This window comes from Sphingobacterium paramultivorum, assembly GCF_014109745.1.
Taxonomy (GTDB): Bacteria; Bacteroidota; Bacteroidia; order Sphingobacteriales; family Sphingobacteriaceae; genus Sphingobacterium; species Sphingobacterium paramultivorum.
Genome location: NZ_CP058555.1, coordinates 3,501,546 through 3,523,600 on the forward strand (window position 1 = coordinate 3,501,546; position 22,055 = coordinate 3,523,600).

The 22,055-nt window shown below is 41.1% G+C and carries 18 protein-coding genes; 9 read left to right on the forward strand and 9 right to left on the reverse strand.

Annotated elements, in window-relative coordinates; genetic code table 11:
* Positions 1–137: 137 nt before the first annotated feature.
* From HS960_RS14790 to HS960_RS14810, 5 genes are all read right to left on the reverse strand, one after another.
* Entirely contained in the window at positions 138–2,135 is a 1,998-nt protein-coding gene (locus HS960_RS14790; RefSeq protein ID WP_182329830.1) for a RagB/SusD family nutrient uptake outer membrane protein, read from the reverse strand.
* Positions 2,136–2,146: 11 nt separating this feature from the next.
* Positions 2,147–5,347, reverse strand: a complete 3,201-nt coding sequence (locus tag HS960_RS14795; RefSeq protein WP_182329832.1) for a SusC/RagA family TonB-linked outer membrane protein — start codon at positions 5,345–5,347, stop codon at positions 2,147–2,149.
* 507 nt (positions 5,348–5,854) lie between these two features.
* Entirely contained in the window at positions 5,855–6,301 is a 447-nt protein-coding gene (locus HS960_RS14800; RefSeq protein ID WP_182329834.1) for a nuclear transport factor 2 family protein, read from the reverse strand.
* Between the two features lie 514 nt (positions 6,302–6,815).
* Positions 6,816–8,030 carry an outer membrane beta-barrel protein gene (locus HS960_RS14805; RefSeq protein WP_182329836.1) on the reverse strand — a complete coding sequence of 405 codons (1,215 nt, stop codon included), beginning with the start codon at positions 8,028–8,030 and terminating at the stop codon, positions 6,816–6,818.
* Entirely contained in the window at positions 8,027–8,605 is a 579-nt protein-coding gene (locus HS960_RS14810) for an RNA polymerase sigma factor (RefSeq protein ID WP_120335478.1), read from the reverse strand. The genes HS960_RS14805 and HS960_RS14810 overlap by 4 nt, the downstream gene beginning before the upstream one ends.
* A 162-nt stretch (positions 8,606–8,767) precedes the next feature.
* On the opposite strand from HS960_RS14810, the gene HS960_RS14815 reads away from it, so the two are divergent.
* From HS960_RS14815 to HS960_RS14830, 4 genes are read left to right on the forward strand one after another with little or no spacing between them, the layout of a single operon-like run.
* Positions 8,768–9,625, forward strand: coding sequence for a hypothetical protein (locus tag HS960_RS14815; protein ID WP_182329838.1), 858 nt, complete (start codon positions 8,768–8,770; stop codon positions 9,623–9,625).
* A gap of 23 nt (positions 9,626–9,648) precedes the next feature.
* On the forward strand, positions 9,649–10,056 hold the full coding sequence (locus HS960_RS14820; RefSeq protein ID WP_182329840.1) for a c-type cytochrome: 408 nt from the start codon (positions 9,649–9,651) through the stop codon (positions 10,054–10,056).
* 10 nt (positions 10,057–10,066) lie between these two features.
* Positions 10,067–10,618, forward strand: coding sequence for a YceI family protein (locus HS960_RS14825; RefSeq protein WP_182329842.1), 552 nt, complete (start codon positions 10,067–10,069; stop codon positions 10,616–10,618).
* 19 nt (positions 10,619–10,637) lie between these two features.
* Entirely contained in the window at positions 10,638–11,567 is a 930-nt protein-coding gene (locus HS960_RS14830) for a DUF5777 family beta-barrel protein (protein ID WP_182329844.1), read from the forward strand.
* 155 nt (positions 11,568–11,722) lie between these two features.
* On the opposite strand, the gene HS960_RS14835 is transcribed toward HS960_RS14830, so the two are convergent.
* Both HS960_RS14835 and HS960_RS14840 read right to left on the reverse strand, forming a co-directional pair.
* Entirely contained in the window at positions 11,723–11,908 is a 186-nt protein-coding gene (locus tag HS960_RS14835) for a CsbD family protein (RefSeq protein WP_046672091.1), read from the reverse strand.
* A 127-nt stretch (positions 11,909–12,035) separates the two neighbouring features.
* Positions 12,036–12,431: a hypothetical protein gene (locus HS960_RS14840; protein ID WP_182329846.1), complete on the reverse strand. Its 396-nt coding sequence runs from the start codon at positions 12,429–12,431 to the stop codon at positions 12,036–12,038.
* 327 nt (positions 12,432–12,758) lie between these two features.
* Between HS960_RS14840 and HS960_RS14845 the strand changes: the two genes are divergently transcribed.
* From HS960_RS14845 to HS960_RS14865, 5 genes are all read left to right on the forward strand, one after another.
* On the forward strand, positions 12,759–13,124 hold the full coding sequence (locus HS960_RS14845) for a hypothetical protein (RefSeq protein WP_182329848.1): 366 nt from the start codon (positions 12,759–12,761) through the stop codon (positions 13,122–13,124).
* 79 nt (positions 13,125–13,203) lie between these two features.
* A complete protein-coding gene (locus HS960_RS14850) occupies positions 13,204–13,734 on the forward strand; it encodes a sigma-70 family RNA polymerase sigma factor (protein ID WP_120335467.1) in 531 nt (176 codons plus the stop codon).
* Positions 13,735–13,778: 44 nt separating this feature from the next.
* Positions 13,779–14,804 (forward strand): FecR family protein, encoded by a 1,026-nt coding sequence (locus tag HS960_RS14855; RefSeq protein WP_182329850.1) that lies wholly within the window; start codon positions 13,779–13,781, stop codon positions 14,802–14,804.
* Between the two features lie 25 nt (positions 14,805–14,829).
* Positions 14,830–18,186 carry a SusC/RagA family TonB-linked outer membrane protein gene (locus HS960_RS14860; protein WP_182329852.1) on the forward strand — a complete coding sequence of 1,119 codons (3,357 nt, stop codon included), beginning with the start codon at positions 14,830–14,832 and terminating at the stop codon, positions 18,184–18,186.
* Between the two features lie 10 nt (positions 18,187–18,196).
* Positions 18,197–19,696, forward strand: a complete 1,500-nt coding sequence (locus HS960_RS14865) for a SusD/RagB family nutrient-binding outer membrane lipoprotein (protein WP_182329854.1) — start codon at positions 18,197–18,199, stop codon at positions 19,694–19,696.
* Between the two features lie 352 nt (positions 19,697–20,048).
* On the opposite strand, the gene HS960_RS14870 is transcribed toward HS960_RS14865, so the two are convergent.
* Both HS960_RS14870 and HS960_RS14875 read right to left on the reverse strand, forming a co-directional pair.
* Complete coding sequence (locus HS960_RS14870) at positions 20,049–20,939, reverse strand: DUF6694 family lipoprotein (RefSeq protein ID WP_182329856.1); 891 nt, start codon at positions 20,937–20,939, stop codon at positions 20,049–20,051.
* Positions 20,940–21,301: 362 nt separating this feature from the next.
* Positions 21,302–21,856 carry a hypothetical protein gene (locus tag HS960_RS14875; protein ID WP_182329858.1) on the reverse strand — a complete coding sequence of 185 codons (555 nt, stop codon included), beginning with the start codon at positions 21,854–21,856 and terminating at the stop codon, positions 21,302–21,304.
* Positions 21,857–22,055: the final 199 nt, after the last annotated feature.

Consider the following 22,055-nt stretch of genomic DNA (forward strand, 5'->3'; position numbering starts at 1 on the left):
GAGCTAACAGTTCTTGATGATCAGTAAACAAAAATATCCCCCTTTTTCTGCGTGATCAAGGGGGATATTGAGTCAAAAAGAGGGATATATTCGTATTTGTGTAATAATGAGATGACACATATCCATTTTCATATTTTCTACAGTCCGGTTGGGGCAGTTCCACTGATAAGTGACCATCCTGGATTTTGATAAATAACAGAATTTTCTGCTGTTCCATCATCCGAAGCCAACTGGAAATGTTCTATGGCAATGGGGGCGAGGTAATGTGCCATGGCAAATTTTACACCGGTATAAGACAGTGCATTGCTTCTGATCTCCAATGGTCTGAGGTATTCACTCCGTGCGGGATCCGAAACGACAGATTTATCATTGGTAGCACCATAAATCAGCTGTTCGGGTTTATACCAATCTTTCATCGGTCCCCAAAGTTTAAAACCTTCAAAATGGTCTGCTGTTGTAATCAGCTGATCCATCGCACGCCAGCGCTTGAGATCCATCCAACGTAGACCTTCCGCCATGAGTTCGTTTCTGCGTTCGCGACGTATATTGTACAATGTAGGTGACACAAACTGTCCTGCAGAATACGCACCCCAATCTTTCTTCTCTTTCTCCATTTGTGTTGCCGCAATGGTTGCATTGAAATCTTGGTCGACCTTAGCACGTGTACGCAATGAGCGCCAATAGGCCTGCGCCTTCGTATCTAAATTTTGATTCTTTTCATAACAAGCCTCCATATAATTGAGGTAAGCTTCGGTAGCTCGGAAGGTAATGCTACCCGTAAATCCCTGACCGTTGAGCGTTTGTAAACCGTCGTATGAAATGCCTTTACGAATTGTATAACCTGTTGTGTAACGTCGTTCCCAATCGGTATCGTATACCGTCGGGGTGGGCTCTATGAGCGTGTAGTGCGTACCTTGTCCAATATTGACCAATACATTCTTTTGGCCAGGCTCTTTTAAAAACAATTGTAAACGACCATCGCGATTCTTCCGAACATCTGCGATGTAATCATCGCCAGCATAACCGCTGCCCGAAGCGTAAATAGGCAGTCCATTGGACATCAGGAAGCTTTCAACAAGGCCGCGTGTCAAACCAACCGCATAATTGCCACGCTGTGCATATACCGGTACATTGTGTGTCACCAGGCTTTGATTATATTGTCGCCACAAAAGTACTTCGCCATAGCTGGACATATCCACGGCACCAAACATGCTGAAATATGGATTCTCGTTATTGGCAGATTCTATTATCCCGGTATTGCTCACCAGCGGCACATTGTCAGCAACCGCAGCTGCCGATTCCATGGCCTGCGTTAAAAAGTAGTCGATCTCTCCAGTAATACTTCCAGTCGGGAATGCGTAATTGCTATTGTATGATTTTGCAGCCCCCGGCCATCCTGGTCCTTTAGGGACGAATGCGGTTCCGCTGAAGTATTTGAGCCATGTACCTTCGTACAAAGCTACTCGGGACTTGAATAGTTGCGCGACATTTTTTGAGATCCGCTGTTTTTTACCATCAGGAGAACTTTGGTTCAGCAAGGTAATAGCCGAATCCAAGTCAGAAAGAATAAAACGAGCGACTTCATTTCTTGGCGAACGCTTACTTGCTTCTACCAAAATATTCTTGTCCTTATCCGACATCACATTGCGAATAATAGGAAAATCACCCAAGGCCTGCAATTTCCCAAAGTAAACGTAGGCCCGTAAAAAATAGGCTTCACCGATATAATGTGATATATTACTGGAATTTCCGAGAATACGATTTTCTTTCCATTTGGGAACCACCGTATTTATAAAATAATTCATTTGATAAATACTTGAAAAATCCCAGTCACCGCCATTCGATCCTACGCGCCATTGGCCCGGAATAAATTTGTTATCGAGTGTTGGAATAGCCATATTGTCTGTGTTTCCGTCGATGCCGAAAGTGCCAAATGACCAGTTGCCGTGCGAAGGAAATAGTCCAGCATATTGATTTACGGTATAGGCAGCAAGTTGTGATTCCTCATCCAGATAGGCTTCAGGTATAATGGACGAAGGGGGTGCAATATCCAAATATTTATTGCAGGAAGCTAGACCTACCAAAGCGACAAGGCCCAATTGCATCAATCTAAAAATAGTACTATTGAATTTCATAATGAATCGACTTAAAATGTAACACTTAAACCTGCAGACCAGACTTTAGTCAATGGGTAAACGGTTCCGTTGCTTCCGCCATCAATAGTTTCGGGATCAAACATTCCCGCTACACTTGAGCCGGTCCAGATATTTTCTCCAGAAACGTATACACGTAAACGCTCTACACCGAAACGTTTTGTTGTTTCTTTCGGCAAGGTATAGCCCAGCTGAATATTTTTTATGCGGATGTAGGCTGCGTTCTGCAAAAAGCGCGTCTGCGTCTGCTGGTTTTTAGCAGTACCAAAAACAGGGCGTGCGTAATATGCTTCAAGATTTTCACCCAGGGGATTATCTGCAGTACGGAAATAATCAAGATGATCGACCAAGCCCGTTGACCACCATTTTGAAGTTGCTCCCCAAAAATAGTAGCCCCCTTGCCAATAATCGCGTTTCATGACACCTTGCATGAAAATGCTAAAATCAAAATTTTTGTAGTCCGCATTCAGATTCAATCCAAAGGAGTAACGCGGTGTGCTGTTACCAATCACACGACGATCACCCGGATCGGCCTCTGTATTGCTTCCACCATCTATTTTTCCGTCTCCATTAAGATCAGCATACATGATATCTCCTGCCCCCCATTGTGTTCCTAATGCATTTTGTCTACCATTGGGCAAGCTCGCCAGATGCTGGCTCATTTGTTCTTCTGTTTTGGCAATACCAAGGGTTTGATACCCCCATATTTCACCCAGCTTTTGACCTTCACGATAGTTTGATAATGACCCTATTGCGTTAGGATAGCGTGTTACTGTTGTGGTATAATCGGACAAGAGGAACTTTGCTCCATATGCAAAACCACTGGCAGTACGGTCATTCCAGCCCAGGGTAGCTTCAAATCCTTTTGTTTTTAAATCGGTATTGTTTGTTTGAGGAACTGTTGTGCCTAATGTATTTGGCAACTGCGGAGCTGGGCCGACCATATTAAATGTTTTCCGTTCGAAGACCTCAAAAGATCCAGAAAGACGGCTATTTAAAAAGGCAAAATCGACACCTAAGTTTTTCGTATTGATAGATTCCCAGGTCAATAAAGCACTTACGAGGCCTGGAGCCGATGCAGAATTTGGTCGCGCATTATTGATCAGCCAAGCACCATTGGCTGTCCCCGTTGGTTGGGTGACATAAGTCGGATACCAGACATCGGTATTTTGATTGCCTAGCTCTCCGTAGGAAGCTCTTAATTTCAGCATATTAATAAATGGTGCCGACTCTACAAGGAAGTTTTCTTTGGCGATGTTCCATCCTGCGGAAACTGAAGGAAACCAGCCCCAGCGGCTATCGCTACGGAAACGTGATGAACCGTCATAGCGCAAATTAGCTTCCAATAGATATTTTTCAGCATAATTGTAATTCAATCGGCCGAAGAAACCCGCTGTTGCCCATTTTTGATATTCGCCAGAGACGGAAGGCACTACTGCTTTTCCATTGATATCTGTGCCGGAAGTCAGATTCAATACCGGTTGATCCGGGATAATGATTCCATCACGTTGCACACCGAGATTGCGATAGGCCGTGTGTTCAATCTGACCACCGACCATAACTTTAAAATGATGGTCGCCCCAGCTTTTATCGTAATCAGAAAAGATATTGATGTTATAATAGTTTTCCTTTAAACCAAATTCGTAGACGTTTGAAGAGTTTTTATACAAATAAGGATCACCATTTACGTCATGATTGTAAAGACGCTGCGAATCCCAGTGACGAAATTGAGTTGTGGTCCTATAGTTAAAATTACCGGTTGTACGCCATCCTTTAATTGGTTCAAGGATCAGTTGTAACTGTTGATAAATGTAATCCTTACTGGATTTATCCTGTCCGCCTTCTTTCATGGCAAGTGCAGGTGAAGGAGAACTGAACAAGTATCCATTCGGATCATAAAGTGGCAGCGTTGGCCAGCCCTGTCTTCCTAAATCATCATAGAAACTATTGGTCAATGCCGCAGGACGGTCGTAGTCTTCACGTACCAACCTAGCGTTGTAATTTACCTGAAAGATGTCAGATACTTTAGAATTGATTTTAGCCGCAACAGAGTAACGGTCGTAATGGTCTGTATTGAAGGCCATCAATCCTTGTTGCTTCATGAAATTGCCAGAAAGGTAATAGGTTGTTTTTTCGGTTCCACCATTGAGACTTAGGTTGTGTTCCTGGGCAAAAGCCTGATCCCGGTACATGACATCGAACCAATCGTTATTGTCGTTACCATAGGCATATCCTTCAGCCCAGTACAACTTATTATTCGGATCGACAATGGTCGAATTTTTCAGGCTTCCGTTTTGATAATCCAAGATGCGCTGCAGATGCTCCGCGGAGAAATGTGGTGAACCGCCTGCATTGACTTCGGCCTGATTGAAGTATTGAGCAAAAGTGTAAGAATCCATCATCTTAGGCATCAATGTCGGTGCGTTCATACGAAAGCTATTATTATAATTTACCGAAGTACGTCCAGCCTTTCCAGATTTTGTTGTGACCAAAATAACCCCAAAAGCGGCTCTAGAACCATAGATTGAAGCAGCACCGGCATCTTTCAATACAGACACACTTTCGATATCTTGTGGATTTAATGCCGCCAAAGATCCTTCAGAACCGTCAATTAGGACCAATGGTGCCGAAGAAGATGTTCCGATTGTACCTGTCCCCCGGATATTAATGGATGGATTGGTTTCCATCGTTCCCGAGTTTTGGGAAATATTTAGGCCGGGGGCCAGTCCTTGCAGTGCCTGGATAGCATTTCTTACAGGTCTATTTTCCAGCTGCTTGGCATCTACCACCGCAACAGAACCAGTCAGGTTTGTTTTTTTCTGCGAGCCAAAACCAACGACCACCACTTCATCCAAAACATCTCCTTCGGAAGCATCAAGCTGCACGTTAAGCTCGTAGTTTCCTTGGCTGATCTGTTTAAGCTGACTGAATTCAAAGCGCTGTTTCGCATAACCTAGAAAGGTAAATTCTAATGCCGTGACTGTCGCAGCACTGAGTGTATATTTTCCCTGTGTATCTGTTTGCGCCTGCATTGTGGAACCGATATTTTTAACGGTCACTCCAGCAAGTGGCCTGTTATTTTCGGTAACCTGGCCCCGTACAGTTATTGACTGTGCATAAGTCTGCTGTAAGCTTAAAAGTAAAAAGCAGATACAACAAAGCCAGCGCTGTGTTAATACTATTTTCCTTTTCATAAGTAAAACTGTTTAGTGATTAAATAATATTTTGATGAAGAGTAACATGGCAATATGAGGTAGCAATATTGCGTTCCATTAGGAATTCAAGGATCAAACAATCCACTTTTGATTGGTAAATTCATCATAATTAAACTTGGTTATTTAGCTGTTTTTGAGTTTTAGCCAACTTACTTTCCCCCCACCTATTTTTTATGTGATTTGGAGCGGGTATTCATCTAATCAGGCAAACACTCTTGGTTATTTAACATCGTCAATACAATAAAACGTCATATTGACACTTGCAATATTATCAAAAACGTTACAGAGGAAGGGGGGTAGAATCTTCTTATTTTAAGGGGTAAATTCGTCAATTTAGGCTTTTTGACCTTGTTAAAGGATATTCTGGTTAAGGCAGACAAAAAAAGCCACATCTCCCGACGTGGCTTCTAAACTAAATTTATAAACATGTTATTCACTAGGGATCAGCTTTTGGTATAACTGAACTGGCCCCAAAATTATGAGCTTCTATTTATAGGAATTGATCGATTTGGATACTCTCCAGTCTTTACCTTCACGCACTAAGGTAACAAGATCGGTTTTGGTGAAATTTTCAAATTTCAACGTAACCCTGGCCACCATATAATCTGTAGACTGTTCAACTACATCTGTGCTAACCGCACAATTCAGGTGGATATTTTTTTGCTTTTTCAAGGATTTAACCACTTCATAGCGGCTATATGACTTTAAGGTGCCCGTTTGTACCTTTAGATTAAAGTCTTCAGCAAACAACTGTTCTATTCCAGCCGACTCACCTTCAGTGATCACGGCGACATAGTGCTCTAGCGCAAAGTCTGCGGTTGATAGATTAATGCTGACTGGGTTTGATTTTGAACCCGGTCCTTCAGCTGCCATAGCAAATGTTGATACGGCCATTAAAGCTGCTACTGTGAATGTTTTTACGAGAGTTTTCATACTATCTTTTTTTTGTGTTTTTTTTACCTTGCTTATCTGTTGACTCAAAATTATCGCTCCAAATGCTTGTTGCCCATGGATTTTAGATCAATAACCAGCAAAAGTCGCTGAATGGCTAAAATGGAAAAGTGAACTTCAAAATGCATAAAGAACATACGATCAATTTTATTAGCTCCGTGCCAAAGACCATACCAGTTGGCCCCAAGGTTCATTTATGCCTTTTAAAGCCCATTATGGGCGATCTAAGCTCTTCTTCAAAAAACGAAATGTACGTATGCGAACAGTTATTAACCGAATTGTTCACATACGTACAGCACATTAAAATGTAATAGAAGTTTAATTTTCTGTGCATTTTGAAGTGAATGACGATATACAGTAAAAAAGAAACGTACTTATTTGCCTGATCAGAAAGATCAGGTGCCAATTTTTTTCGGGGGGTACAAACGGGCTAGTAACAGGGTACAAGCTCGCTAAAATAGGTTTAGTTGGTCGTCTGCGACGGAATATATCCGAATTACAAACTCATTCCCAAGGTAAACGCGACGCCTTTAGATTCCAGGTCCACATTTCCGTAGCCTATCCCTGTCAATGGCATTTTAACAAAAGGTTTTACACCGATGTTAATTTTATCATTGATTTTCTTCTCAATGGAGATCGAAAAATCGGCAACACCGAAGATATGCTGGTTCTCTCCATTCACTTCATAGACGGCACTTTTCTGAGATCCACCGTAGCTACCTCCGTTTTCATAATCAAAAGTGTATTTTTCCTTTAGCATAAAATAACTCGAAAGTCCTGCGCTAACATTAAACTTCACTTTTTTACTTTTCAATACCGTATAACTTGCTGTCAATGGTACATCAATAACATCACATACAGCACTCACATTGCTTGGCAATTGCGTCATTTCCGGCGGATTTGATGGCGCATAAAACTTATAAGCTGACTTATAATTCTTTTTAGCATAGGTGGCTCCCACAGACACACTTAATCCTTTTGTGAGGGGATAAGAATAAGCCAAACCGATATTCTCACTAAGTGAGGATTTGCCTGCTCCACGCACGCTTGTGAGATCTGGTCCCGCCAAGAAACTTACAACCGACCGTTCTCTTTCCTGTCCTTCGGATCCGATACCTTCTTTAGGCTGATAGATGGCTGCCAGACGCTCCCCTAGCCCATCGACCGATTCTTCTCTTAACTTGAAATGAGGCAATCTCGGATTGTTATACTCCATGCGTGGAATTGTAAATTCAGTATTCAGTTTTCCTTCTTGCACGCCTATCGGATATGCATCGGCTATCTTTCCCAAACGAATATCCTGCAGTACTATAGTTTCATTTGAAATCTGTAATGCACGATTCGTGCGTTTGATCGGCTGAAACGCAATCCAACTCTGATCCCCTTTGGCCTCGTCTACCGAATTTTCCTTAGGTTGAACAGTTTTGATCTCCCGAACCTCTTTTTTGGGCGAAATACCGGCCTCATTTATTTCACTTTGTGAATTATTCGATTTAAATAACGCGCTATTCCAAATAAAAAAGACCGTTAAAACCGCAGCGAGCGTGGCTGCAAGGGTCATTAAAACGATGATCTTTCGTTTCTTTACACGCCTTTCATTGTCTAACCGCGATTCTATATCTTGCCAATGTGATTCATCAAAGTCAAAGTTAGTATCACTTAGGCCATCCTTAAATAGCTCGTCAATCTTGTTCTTATCCTTTTCCATCATCTTTTCTCTTCCGTTTTACCAAATTTTACCCCTTGAACTTCCACCATTTCTGCCAGTCGGCCACGTGCCTTATGCAGATTAGATTTTGATGTTCCAATGGCAATACCCAACATGCCACTAATTTCTTCGTGTCCATAACCATCGATCGCATAGAGATTGAACACTGTCCTATAGGCAGGTGGAAGCTGCTGCACCATGGCCAATAAATCTTCATAGTTTAACTTTTGACTGATGCTATCATCTTCAACAATGGTATGCTCATACATGGAAACATCGACCAAGATGCCCTGTTTAATCTTTGCTCGATAAAAATCAATTGCAGTATTTGTCATGATTTTTTTGATCCATATAGAAAAAGGCTTCTGAAAATCATATTTACTGATATTTTTAAAAACCTTGAAAAAGCCTTCATTTAAAATACTTATGGCATCCTCTCTGTGATTAGCGTAACGCAGACATATCCCTAAAGACATAGCGTAGTAGATAGTATAAAGATCTTTCTGAGCCCTGCGGTCCTCATCAATACATCCTTTAATAATATGGATAGATTTTTCGTCAACTTCTGTTATCGCCACTCGCTATTGCTTCTTTCTTTTGATAAATATAGTATTAAGTCTATTACGAGTAGATAATCGAAAAGGTTGCCTGCAAAAAATATTTTTTTTCAGCGCGATTTCAAAGCAACCTTTACGCTGACCTGATCGTAATATCAAGACATTATTTTAAAACATACAATTATGAAATCAAACCAAAAACAAGTCAAATTAACCTTTATAGGTGGTCTATTGGCCTTAGCGATGTTTTCTGCATGTTCAAAAAGCGATGGTGAGCCTGGCAATGTCGAAAATAAAAACAAGGGCGTGCAAATGTCTGCCAATACACAGTTTGGCAATATTCTGACCGATGCCGACGGTAAAACACTCTATTTCTTTTCGAATGATACAAAGGGAACTTCGACCTGCAGCGGTAATTGTATAGCCACTTGGCCGGTTTATTACAGCAGCGAAACAAGTACAGACCTGAAAATTGACAAAAGCCTGCTCGGTGAAATAACACGTGAAGATGGTTCCAAACAAAGTACATATAAGGGCTGGCCTCTTTACTACTATGCAGGCGATAGTCAATCTGGTCAGGTGAAAGGAGATGCTGTCAATAAAATATGGTATGTGGCCAAACCAGATTATTTACTCATGGTGGCCAATGCACAACTTATTGGACACGATACTAAAAACTATTTAGGTGACTACACCGAAGGAACCGGAAAAACAATTTATCTGACAGATGATAAGGGCAGAACGCTGTATGCTTTTAAACCCGACAAATTCAACAAAAACAATTATACTGCTGCAGATTTCAGTAATGATGCGACCTGGCCTATCTTTCAAAAAGAGACGGGAGCTCTGCCTTCCCTTGTTCGTACAGCTGACATTGCTGTCATTACCGTCTATGGAAAGAAACAATTAACTTTCAAAGGATGGCCCTTATATTACTTCGGCCAGGATATACAACGCGGAGACAACAAAGGAATAAGTTTCCCACGCGTTGGTGTTTGGCCAATCGTAAATGACAACACAGCCGTTGCTCCTGCTAACTAAGTCAAGACTAACTATTCAAACTTATGGAACAAAATCTAAAAACGACAAATCCTTGCCTCAGCGCACATCGTTACTTTGTTATTTCACTCTTGACCTTAACGGTTCTCTCGTTCTCGGCCTGTACCAAAAAGCAAGCACAAGAACTTACGACCAATCCAGATAACGGAACTGAAACGGTGACAGTCCAGAATGTGTCCTATACGAATTTTTCTAAAGCACTCTTTGAAACGAAATGTAGTTCATGCCACGCAGCAGGACGTTCGGCTAGTGGACGATGGACGTTCAGTGGTTATACCTCTGTCAAAGACAATATTGCAAAGATCAACAATGCAGTACTGGTGACCAAATCCATGCCACTGGGCGGCTCACTCACAGCAAAAGAAATAGAACTGCTGGATGCATGGATTAAGAGAAATTCACCTGAAAATTAATGTTATACCTATGAACAAAATCAACATTTATATAGCGCTCTTCATGATGCTCATTAGTATGAAGACATTTGCGCAACAAAAGGCTTCCCTTGTTTCAAAAGAGACCAGCATCACCTTTTTCAGTAATGCACCATTGGAAGACATCGAAGCCAAAAGTATCTTAGGCGCTTCAGCGATGAACCTCCAAAGCGGAGATATCATCTTTCGGGTAAAAAATACATCTTTTCAATTTGACAAAAAGCTCATGCAAGAGCATTTCAATGAAAATTACATGGAAAGTGATCGATATCCCCTATCAGAATTTAAAGGTAAAGTCGAAAATGCAGACAAATTAACAAAGGACGGCAACTATACGCTGAACGTAACGGGCACACTTCAGATCCATGGGGTTACCAAACCTTACAGCACGAAGGCTGCGTTTATTGTTAAAGATGGGACATTAAAAGCTGTTACAAGTTTTCAGGTAAAACTCGCCGATCACAAAATTTCTATTCCTTCCATCGTCGGAAAAAAAATTGCTGAAGTAGTAAAAATCACCGTTGATGCGACCTACAGACCATAATTACTCGAATTCATTGCAAATGAGAAAAACGCTATTTATACTCCTGTGCTTTACTTCCACAAAGTTACTAGCTCAGGAAGACCTGGATAAATTAGTCCATATCGATGGGGATAAAAATGAAAGAGTCACTGCAACGTTTAAATCCGGTAACCTGATCAATCTCAAGACGACAGAAACAATTCACCGACATGAAATGGACTTTAGAGTAGATCACCGTTTTGGCGATATCGCAGGCAGTGCCGGTGGAGGGAAGAATTTCTTCGGCCTCGATAATTCGACCGACATCCGAATCGGTTTTGATTACGGTCTATTAGATAATCTAAACATTGGAATCGCCCGCGCGAAGGGGGCAACAGAAGTTAGACAACTCTTTGAGGGTAATGTGAAATACCGATTTATCGAACAAACGGTCGACAATAATGTACCTGTTTCCGTTGCTTTTTTTGGAAGTACAACCCTATCTGCAATGGAAGCCAGCCCGGATAAATCTTCGGCAGCAAGCTTTGAAGACTTCAATGACCGATTGAGTTATGTGACGCAGCTCATCATTGCCCGTAAATTTAGCTCAAATCTATCGCTCGTTGTGGTACCGACCTATCTTCACCGGAACTATACGGCTTATAACGATCAGAATGATGTATTTGCTGTTGGTATTGGCGGGCGGGCCAAGGTCAGCAATAGGATCGCATTAGTAGCAGACTATACATTACCTTTCCGAAAGTCGTCGAACAAAAAATACCGTGAAGATGTAAGCGGACAGCGTTATTATAATGCATTAGGTGTCGGTTTGGAAATGGATACCGGAGGACATATCTTCCATCTCAATTTTACCAATGCCACCGCAATACAAGAATCTCAGTTTATTAGCGAAACAAATAGCTCCTGGGGTAAGGGACAATTCCGCTGGGGATTTAGCATTGCACGCCGTTTCAATTTTAACAAAAAATAAAAAGTAAATTGCTCCATCGGGGACTTGGAAAGAAAAGAATCTATCCAAAGCAATAGGAATTCAAAATGCTCAAAATCCTCATGAGTGATATGGCCTTAAATAAAAAAAGCGGATAACAATGCTGTTACCCGCTTTTTTATCACACAATTCTAAACCTACAAGTCATTTAACCACTTATTTACCTCATCTTGTGTTTTACCGGTCTTCTTTTGAAGTTTACCTACCAACTCATCTTCTTTGCCCTCGGCATACAATAGATCATCATCAGTAAGATCTGCATATTGTTGTTTTACCTTACCTTTGATTTCGTTCCAACGGCCTTTCCATGTTAATTCGCTCATAATTATTTCCTTTCGTTGTTTACTAATAGAACAGTATCGTACAGCTAATCGTTTAAAAAATAATGTTATAAAATGTTAATTCTATAACATTCACCTGGTAAACAAGCACTTTCTATTCTTCATAATATTATTTCCGGTTACAATTGGCCGTCCATACCTTGCTGTCTTTTGTATAACCAATTGTCAATTTACCGGCATCAATACGGATAACTCCTGTACCTGCCGAACCAATGTTGACCAAGACGTTATCCTTTTTTTCAAAATCTACGCCGTTGAGATTTGGAATCCCATTTCCAAAAGCGAAATTATAGGTATCGCCAACTTTTGTTACGGTAACTGTTCCTTCTGCAGCGGTAACATCATTGTCATTGTTATTCATATCATCATACGAGATAGTGCCTTCATATTTACCAACAAAAAGATCGTTGTCGGCCGGATCATCGTCTTTGCTACATGATGTAAAGCCTACTAAAACCGTTAAAATAAGCATACCTAGTCCCAGTGTTTGAATTAATTTTTTCATACGTTGATGTGTTAATGTGAATACTCTATTTTATTACAGCTGGGTAAAATTCAAACTTTATGCCAGTCCAAATAGAGTCTTACAAACACCCGTATCAAATACACAAGAAGGAGTATAAATACCGACCTAGCGAATAAATACACAACGATCGTATGCAGATATCCGTTAAATACCCCATTTCTATTAATAAGTCATTATGATTTTTTTGTATTTTTAAGACCATAACTGGTTTTTCCCACCACATTGGAGTAATCTAACTCCAATGTAGTGGGAAAAACCTCCGGTATAATGCATGATTAGATCCCATATAAAAAAACAGACTTATTTATGAAATTATTTTCCGTCCTTCTATTTTTTATTGCCCTCCAGTCTTGCACCGTTCAGCGGATAGAAAAAAAAGAAAAAGGCTCTTTGTATATCAATACATCAATCCCCGCACATAGTTCCTTAGCCATCTCAACAGAAGATGCCAGTCCATTTTCCATTACAGCTAAAAAAACATCGACCGGTCGGCTAAAAATTTTGAATGAATCAGAGGAGATTGAGATGGAGAAGAACAAAACATACACACTGAATGTCAACCAGAAAGGGAACATCGTATTCCTAAATCAATCCAATCAAGGAACTAATATCCAATTGAGAGTCTATAACCATACATCGAAGATCATTCAGAAAACAAATCTCATCCACTAAGAAAAGAGGCAAAATATTTTTTAAAAAACTTGCAGCGAAAGCGCATTATCGCTAAATTCATTTATTCCAAGCCTACACTATGGAAATCAATTATGCGCTTATCGTTCGAAGATTCGAGGAATATTTTGACCTATGGAGTTCCAAAGTATATCAATATGCAGTCCATAAAACCAAATCTTCTTATCTAGCCGAAGAAACTGTACAGCGTGTATTTATCAAACTCTGGAAAAATATGAGTGACAAAAATATCGATGCCACCATAGAATCCCAAATTTTCTGTATCACCCGAACAGTGGTGATCGATCTGGTCAAGGCAGAGTATAACCGCAAGAAACTTCTGGATCACGATCAGACATTTGTCTTGCGCCATAGCCCCCAGGATGATTTTTATGCCAAACAACTTACATCCACACTCCATGAAATTGTCGATAAACTACCGGAGAAACGCAAGGAGATTTTTATGCTAAGCCGATTTTCTAATCTTTCGCATAAGGAAATTGCGGACAAGCTGGCCATATCGACAAAAACTGTGGAGAACCAATTGACACTAGCACTAAAAACCATTCGAAAGGCTTTACTGTTCAGTATGCTGGTGCAAATTATTTTTTAATTTCTTTTTGGGGGGTACCTCATTTTCAATCGTAATCTTTATACATGAAGATTACAAAAACACTCATCGACAAATACCTAAGCGGTAAAGCCAGTACGGAAGAAATTGCCGCAGTAGAAAATGCGCTGGCCAATAACGAGTTTTATTGGGAGGATTTTATGCCGGAAACGGAATGGCAAGCATATGAGATGGATTCGGATTTTAAAAACCAAAAGGAAATAAAAGCACGTATTTTCAAACAAATAGGACAAAAAAATAAAGATCGTTTCAGCTGGTTAAAATATGCGGCTATTATCTTCTTCATTGGAATCGGGGCTTGGCTGGGATTAAACCAGATCGATTCTCCTAAATATAACACCGCATACCGTAGCGCGAAGAAAGTCCAGCCCACACCGCAGGAGCAAACAAGTAATTTATATTATATCAATTCAGGTAATACCATTCAACAAATTGCCGTCCCAGACGGGTCTACTATCGACCTATACCCCAATTCTGAAGTAAAATTCAGTTCAGATTTCACAACTATTAGCGCGCGAGAAATCCAATTGAAAGGTAAAGCCAAATTTACGGTAGCAAAGGATAAGACAAAGCCTTTTCGCGTTCATACGGCAGATTTGACAACAACCGCACTTGGCACTGTTTTCAGTGTAGAAGAAGGTGGTAGCGCGATTACGAAAATAAAGCTCTATGAAGGCCGTATTGAAGTCAAAAGCAATCAGCGTCCTGAAAATAAACAGACCTTAAATCTACAGTTTCAACCCAACGAAGAAATCAGCATTGATCGCAAGCTACAACAGATCATTGCCGAAACCCGAGTCAATACTTCTCAATCCAGCAAAAGGGGGTCTTACTTAAAAACTAGCGGACAGCTGATCTTTAAAAACCTCCCATTACAAGATGTACTTCACATCATCAGTCATAATTATGGCCTTAAACTAAGCTTTGAACCTAAAGATATACAAGATAAATACTATAGTGGAACGTATAAAAATACAGCATTAGCATACGTCAACATGCTAGCTGATATCCAAGCACTCCATAAAATAACCATTCATGTACAAACCGAATAAAATTCACTCACATAACCCACAAATTATGCACAATTATTTACCTTCCAAGCATAGTATCCTGACTATGCTATTGTTGAGATCCAACATTCGAGCCGACGTAAACTGGGCACTGCGTCTTGGCCTCGTGGGGCTTTTGTCAACAAGCTATCTTCTTGCTAATGCCCAACAAAATGCGTCCATTAACGGAGTAATCAAAGATGAAACAGGAAAGCCCATCCCCTCGGCGACGGTTACCATACGTAATGCGACGAACGGAATGAAAAAAACAACAACCAGTAGGCCTGACGGAACTTTTTCATTCGACCAGATTCCCGCTGGACAGGGCTACCAGATCAGCGTATCGTCTATCGGTTTTAAAAGCAGAGAACTGTTGGATTACACCATTACAGACAGAGACAAGCTAGCGATCAATATCAGTTTGGAATCGAGTGCGCAAAACCTACAGGAGGTTGTCGTTACAGCACTCGGTATCAAACGCGAAAAAAAAGCGCTCGGTTATACGGTCGCTGAACTCAAAGGCGACGAGCTGACGCAGGGTAAGGAAACCAATGTGGCGAATGCCTTATCGGGTAAAGTTGCCGGCGTGCAGGTGAGCCGCGCCGCATCCGGTGCCGGAGGTTCATCCAAGGTCGTGATACGTGGTAACAACTCACTTATCGGTAATAGCCAGCCGCTCTATGTTGTTGATGGAGTACCGATTGATAATCAAAACATTTCCTCTCCAAACCAATCTGGGGGAACCGATTATGGCGACGGAATCGGAAACATCAATCCCGAAGACATCGAAACAATGTCGGTATTAAAAGGCCCGAATGCGGCCGCACTTTATGGACAAAGAGGAAGTAACGGAGTTATCTTGATCACAACTAAATCCGGTAAAGCTGGTAAGACCCGTTTTAGCTATGGTACAGATTTTTCATTGGGCAATGGACTGGTCTTACCGGATTTTCAAAATGTCTATGGACAAGGATTGAACGGAACATTTACACATTTCAGAAAAGATGACGGCACCATTGTTTCTATGAGCGAAGCGCTGAAAAATGGTTACAGTGGTATGCCTAAAATGAGTGCCGGACGTGACCGTACGACACGGGCAAGCTGGGGTGCAAAAATGGAAGGCCAGACTTATGAAGATGCTTATGGCAACATCTTACAGTTAACACCAAAACCAGATACCTACTCGTCGTTTTTTCAAACGGAGAAACAGTTTGTCAACAACCTTAGTATCGATGGCGGAACCGACAAAGTAAACTACCGTTTTTCATTTGCCAATACAGATGTAAAGGGTTATATCCCAACCAATACGCTGAAGAGAAACAATTTCGGTCTGCGCACCCAAGCAAAAATAACCGATAAATTTCACATCGACATCAAGGCGAACTATATCGCGCAAAAGGGGCAAAACCGGCCAACACTGGCCGATGCTGCAGACAATCCTGCCTACCTATTTATCAGCCAGCCGCGAAGCTTGGGCAACGACATCATGGCACAGTATAAATGGAACGCACAGGAGATCAGCAGACAGCTTGGATTTTCGGGATTGACGGAAGGATTGGAGAAAACATATGCCACCAATAGTTCCACAGCCAACCCCTTTTGGACCATTCATGAAAACCACAATGAAGATCGTCGGGACCGCATCATAGGGTTACTCCGTCTGAGTTACGACTTTGCTCCTTGGCTTAAGGTCACAGCGACCGGGGGTACGGACTTCTATACCGATCAACGGTTTCGTTACCGTCCAATAAACACCTACCAAAGCTTGAACCGAAAGGGTGATATTCGCGAAGAGGTCATCAGAGCCCGCGAAGACAATTTTGACGTCCTCGCTAGCTCCAACTTCAAATTGACTGATGACATTAAACTCAGTGCCAACTTAGGGGCCAGCCATCAAAGCCGGTATTTGCGTATGACAGGAAATTCAGGCAATCAATTTATTGTTCCGAATCTCTTTGTAATCAATAACACCACGACAAATAGTTACATATTTGACCTGATCGAGTCCAAGATTAATTCGGCTTATCTATCGGGCCAGTTCAGTTACAAAGACTATTGGTTTGTTGATTTGTCTGCCCGTAACGACTGGTCTTCGACCCTGTCAAAGGAAAACAATTCGTTTTTCTACCCGAGTGTAAGTTCCAGTTTAGTCTTATCGGATGCCTTCAAATGGCAATCTGACGCACTGTCTTTCGCCAAAATCAGAGCTTCATGGGCCCAGGCCGGTAGTTCAGGAAACCCATATCAGCTGACAGGGGCATATAGTCTCAACCAGTATACCCATGGTGGTGTACCAATGGCTTCTTATACAGAAATTATTCCTGATCCGAATTTGAAAAACGAATTGACCACGTCTATCGAAGCTGGGGCAGATCTGAGATTTCTAAAAAACAGACTTTCTTTCTCCTTCACCTACTATCAGGCCAAGACAAAGAATCAGATTTTGGACGTACCAATCGCCCCTTCCAGTCTCTATGTAAAAAACAGGATCAACGCTGGAGAAATTAGCAACAGAGGTATTGAATTTGTATTGGGAGCAACACCGATCAAAAGCGAATCGGGTTTCGAATGGAATACAACCTTCAATTACAACCGCAACAGAAATAAAGTTGAATCACTCTATCCCGGTGTAGAAAGCTTTTTACTCGCTACAGACCGCGGGATAAATGTGGTTGCGGAGGTCGGAAAACCATTTGGCCAGCTAATTGGGACACAGTTTGCTTGGATCAAAGATGATCAGGGAAATAGGTTGATCGACCCTACCACTGGACTCCCTTTGCGCACAGCTGGACGTGTAGAAACCGATCTTGGAAATGCACAACCCGACTGGCTGGGTGGTTTTGCCAATACCTTTAAATATAAAGGTTTCAACCTCTATGCACTTGTCGATATCCGTCAGGGCGGCGTGATCTTCTCCCAATCCAATCGTGAGCAGATCATTTATGGTACTTCTAAAAAGACCTTGGAAGGCCGTGATGGTACCTACATTGCCGAAGGGATAGTCGGACAAAAAGATGGATCAGGAAACTGGACAAGCACAGGAACAAAAAACAGCAAGCAGGTTGCCGCACAAGATTACTGGAACATGGTTGCGAGTGACAAAGAAGTCATGGTATCCGAAGAAATGATCAATGATATGAGTTATATTGCCATGCGCGAAATCAGTCTCTCCTATTCTTTCCCTAAAAAGCTGATGCCACATAAACTTGTTAACTCCCTAAAATTGGGCGTCTATGGACGTAACCTATTTTATTTTCAACGGAAAACTGATGGATTTTCACCAGAAGCTTCTGCTTTCAATGTAAACAATAGCTCGATTGGTATTGAATCAACTTCACTTCCAATGATGCGCACATTCGGTATTAATCTCACTGTTGGTCTGTAAACCCTTTATCATGAAAAAGAAACTATTTAAAAATACATTCATCGTCGGACTTATTTCTTTGGCAGGATTAGGTTCATGTACCAAAGATTTCGAACGGATCAATACGCCGCCGACATCTGTCACCACTGTAGACCCTTCCTTACTCATAGCTCGCATTTTACGTGATGGTACTTTTCAGGAATCTGGGGAACTACCCAACAACAAGTTTGGCTCTTGGATCCAACATTGGGCTGGTGGACCGGTAGTGCCTGTTTCTCGATATTTTGAAGGACCCGAAAATCTTATTTGGTCGCAGCACTACACCTTGCTCCGCAATATTGTTCAGATCAAACAGGAATTGAGCGGCAAGGAAGACAATGCAGAAGGGAGAAGTAAACTGGCTATCGCCGAACTTTATGAAGCATACCTCTATCAGCGCCTTACAGACTTGTTTGGTGACATCCCCTACTCTGAGATCACAAAATCCAATAAGGAAATTAACCGTACGCCCAAATTTGACAAACAAGAAGAGATCTATCCGGCACTGGTTCAAAAGGTCGATGCAGCTTTAGCGAGGCTTACGAGCGGAGACCTGTCTTACGGCTCTTCAGATTTCTTTTACAAAGGCAGTATCGATAAATGGAAAAAATTTGGCAATTCGCTCAAGCTAAAGCTCGGCATGCGCATGCGGTACGCCAATCCTTCTTTGGCCCAGAAAACGGTTACCGAAGCAATGACTTCTGCTATAGGTCTATTCTCCAGCAACAGTGATAATGCAGCAGTACCGACCTACAACGATGCTCAAGCAGAAAACCAGAACCCGATTTTACGTCAAATGACTACCGGAAGTGCCGATCTACGTTATTTGGCTAATACCCTGGTTGACAAACTCAAAGAATACAATGACCCAAGGCTTCCTTTACTTGCCGAACCAGTCATTAGCAATGGAGTCGCAACCTATCAAGGTATTGGGGTTTCGTTAACCGATAACCAGCTATCACAACTGATTCGCGCCAACTATTCAACAGCCAATAAGTCGACTTGGTTCAGCCTTTCATTTGCACCGATCCCAAGCTATGCGTTTACGTATTCGGATATCTGTTTTTACAAAGCCGAAGCTGCACTTCTTGGCTGGGGTGCTACAAGTGCAAATGCCCAAACGTTCTTTACAGACGGTGTTAAAGCGGCGCTGGCACTTCCGCCGTACAATATGACGGCAATCCCTTCTTCATACGAACCTGTGCTCAATCTAAGCGGCTTGACAGACGAACAGAAAATGGAGAAAATAGCGACACAAAAATGGATTCACCTATTTGGCCGGGACATGGAAGCCTTTGCCGAATGGCGACGTACAGGATATCCTCGATTAACCCCCGGTCCTAACCCAGGTTCCACCAACGGACAAATACCGCGTAGAGCTATTTATTCCAGTGAAGAGGCTGAGTTAAACGCAGCAAATTTAAAAGAGGCTGCAGCACGCTTGACAAATGGTGACTCTTTCCTATCCAAAGTTTGGTGGGACAAGAAGTAACTGCACTTTTTTAGCCGAGATTATAGACAGAAAAAGCTGTTCACAATCATTCAAAGATGTGCTAATAAGTAGGGCCCTGATATTAATATCAGGGCCCTACTTATTTCTTCTCATCTCCAATTCGCGTGGTTGTCAGGTCTTACCAATAAAATATAAGTCAAACGATACTATCGGATCCTCTTAAATATTTCCGTTTTATTGTGCTGTATAATTTTCAACTCATTACCGCTTATGGAAAATTTTCCGGAGTAATAAATTAAGCTATCTTTACCCAAGTCATCATTCCCCTTTGGAGGGTAAAACAACAGTGAGTCCGCTGAAACACGAAGGAAGATTTTAAGTACTTCAAAAATTAGTTCAATTCCAAATCGTCAAGGCTAATTTTCTCTTTCTTTAGTTCAGTAATTTCCTTTTCTAATTTTTTTAAGTTTTCATCAATCAATGCTATACTACCTTCAGGAAGAACTGTCTCCCGGTCATTCGATTTGATCGATTGCGTCGTCACAACTAATTCTAGATCATAATCTGTCAGATTGATTCCTTTGACGGGATAGCGAGGAAAGCTCCAGAGTTTAGGATAATCTTTTTTTTGCTGATTGAAGACTATCGTATTGACACGAGAATCACCTGGCTGGAGCACACTGTCAGATTCGCCAAAAACAGCCTGTTCATTACTGATAATAGTTTGTGAAGAACGTTTTTTCAGCACATACGAAAAGCCCTGACTTCCTTTTAGCGGCTTTTTACCCATATACTTCATAGTCACTATAATTCTGGGAACAGGTTCGCCAAAGAAATCTTCGAGTCCCAGTTCAATAGGTTCCAACTGAAAAACAGCCAGCTCTTTCTTTACCTGTTCAAATTCAGTTTTATGTTTTTGTAGACTATCGATCTCATTTTGAAGATGAGCTATTTTCCTTTCCTGTTGTTTTTGAAGGATGTCATCGGCCAGGTCCAATACTGCAGCATAAGATTTTCCATCGATCATACCCAACGAAATACGATTTATTGATTCCTCATTATATTTTTGAGGTTCGTTCATTTTGAGCCACATCGCTTCGGATAGTGTCACTCGCAAGGCCTTTTCCAAGTTCGCTTTTTCTTTGTCATTCAGCTTCGCTTCTACCTTTTTACGGGAACTGTCAAAGGACGATTCGTCCTTTCCACTTAGTCTTTCGCTACAAGAGCTTATAGATAATGTCAAGAATAGTCCGATCAGTGCGATTTTTATGCATTGTTTCATTTTAAATAGTTTTAGTATACAATATATCGGCTAAGCTTGCATAAAGCTAATGCTTAGGTAACGCTGTTCTTAAATCAATTGAACGTTCTCTTACTGCTTATTCGTTAATATCGTTCAAGCAGAACATAAGAACACAGAATTTAACATTCAGTTTTTTTATGAGCTGATAAAAATATACAAAAAACGTTATCTTAAAAATTAATTCAACACAAAAAGCTACATTTCACAAGGTAGCACCCAACTGACACTTTCCAACTGTCGCTATTGGTAACAGCCCGCTGACTCAGCGATAATTTGTACTAGGTATTTTGGTCTAACACCTTAGAACAATCGGAAAATAAATGAATTCGAAAGGTGAAATTTTATTTTCTCCTGAGTAAAAGATGCAATTTATCGTAATCTTCCCAATCACCGAAACCTGCGAAATTTGGTTTTTCGCTCCATGAAACCATAGCTTTACAATCAAAACAGATCTTAGCGATCCCAATGCATTGCTTATTTTTATAGAACACAAGGATATCTCGAAATTCATAAATACAAGAGGTGTCGACATGATCTGTTCTTGTTTTTAAGAAAAATAGTGAGTCGACAGCACTATAGAGAGATTGACCCAGTGAGCCTCTAACATATCCTATATTCTTCAAATGAGGTAAAAGGGAAAGATCCAACTTATCATCTTCCAATACTGATAACAAAAGACGCTCTTTCTCAGATTTATTCTTTTTGTCCTCCAATTCACCTATTTTAAATAAATCAATATCCACAAAATAATACTCCAGTGAATCAAAATTAGATGGTATCGGGACTGAGGGCTCTTTTCCCCGCTGTTCTATAGTATTTCCACTATTCATGCAACCTTGCAGATAAATAGCACTGAAAAGTAGACATCCAATGGTAAAACATATTATTCTTTTCATAGCTGATAATTTACAGATTTTTGAGTGGTTTAGCTATTTTCAAAATTATCAATTTCATATCATAATCTAGTCGAAGAGAAAACCACATTTCTTAAGTACCTCATTACATAGCTGAAAGGGAGCTGTTGCGAGCGCTACAGATGCTAAACTCAGTTGAACAAGCTATGGAAAAATTTATGTTCACTAGAAGTTTACACAG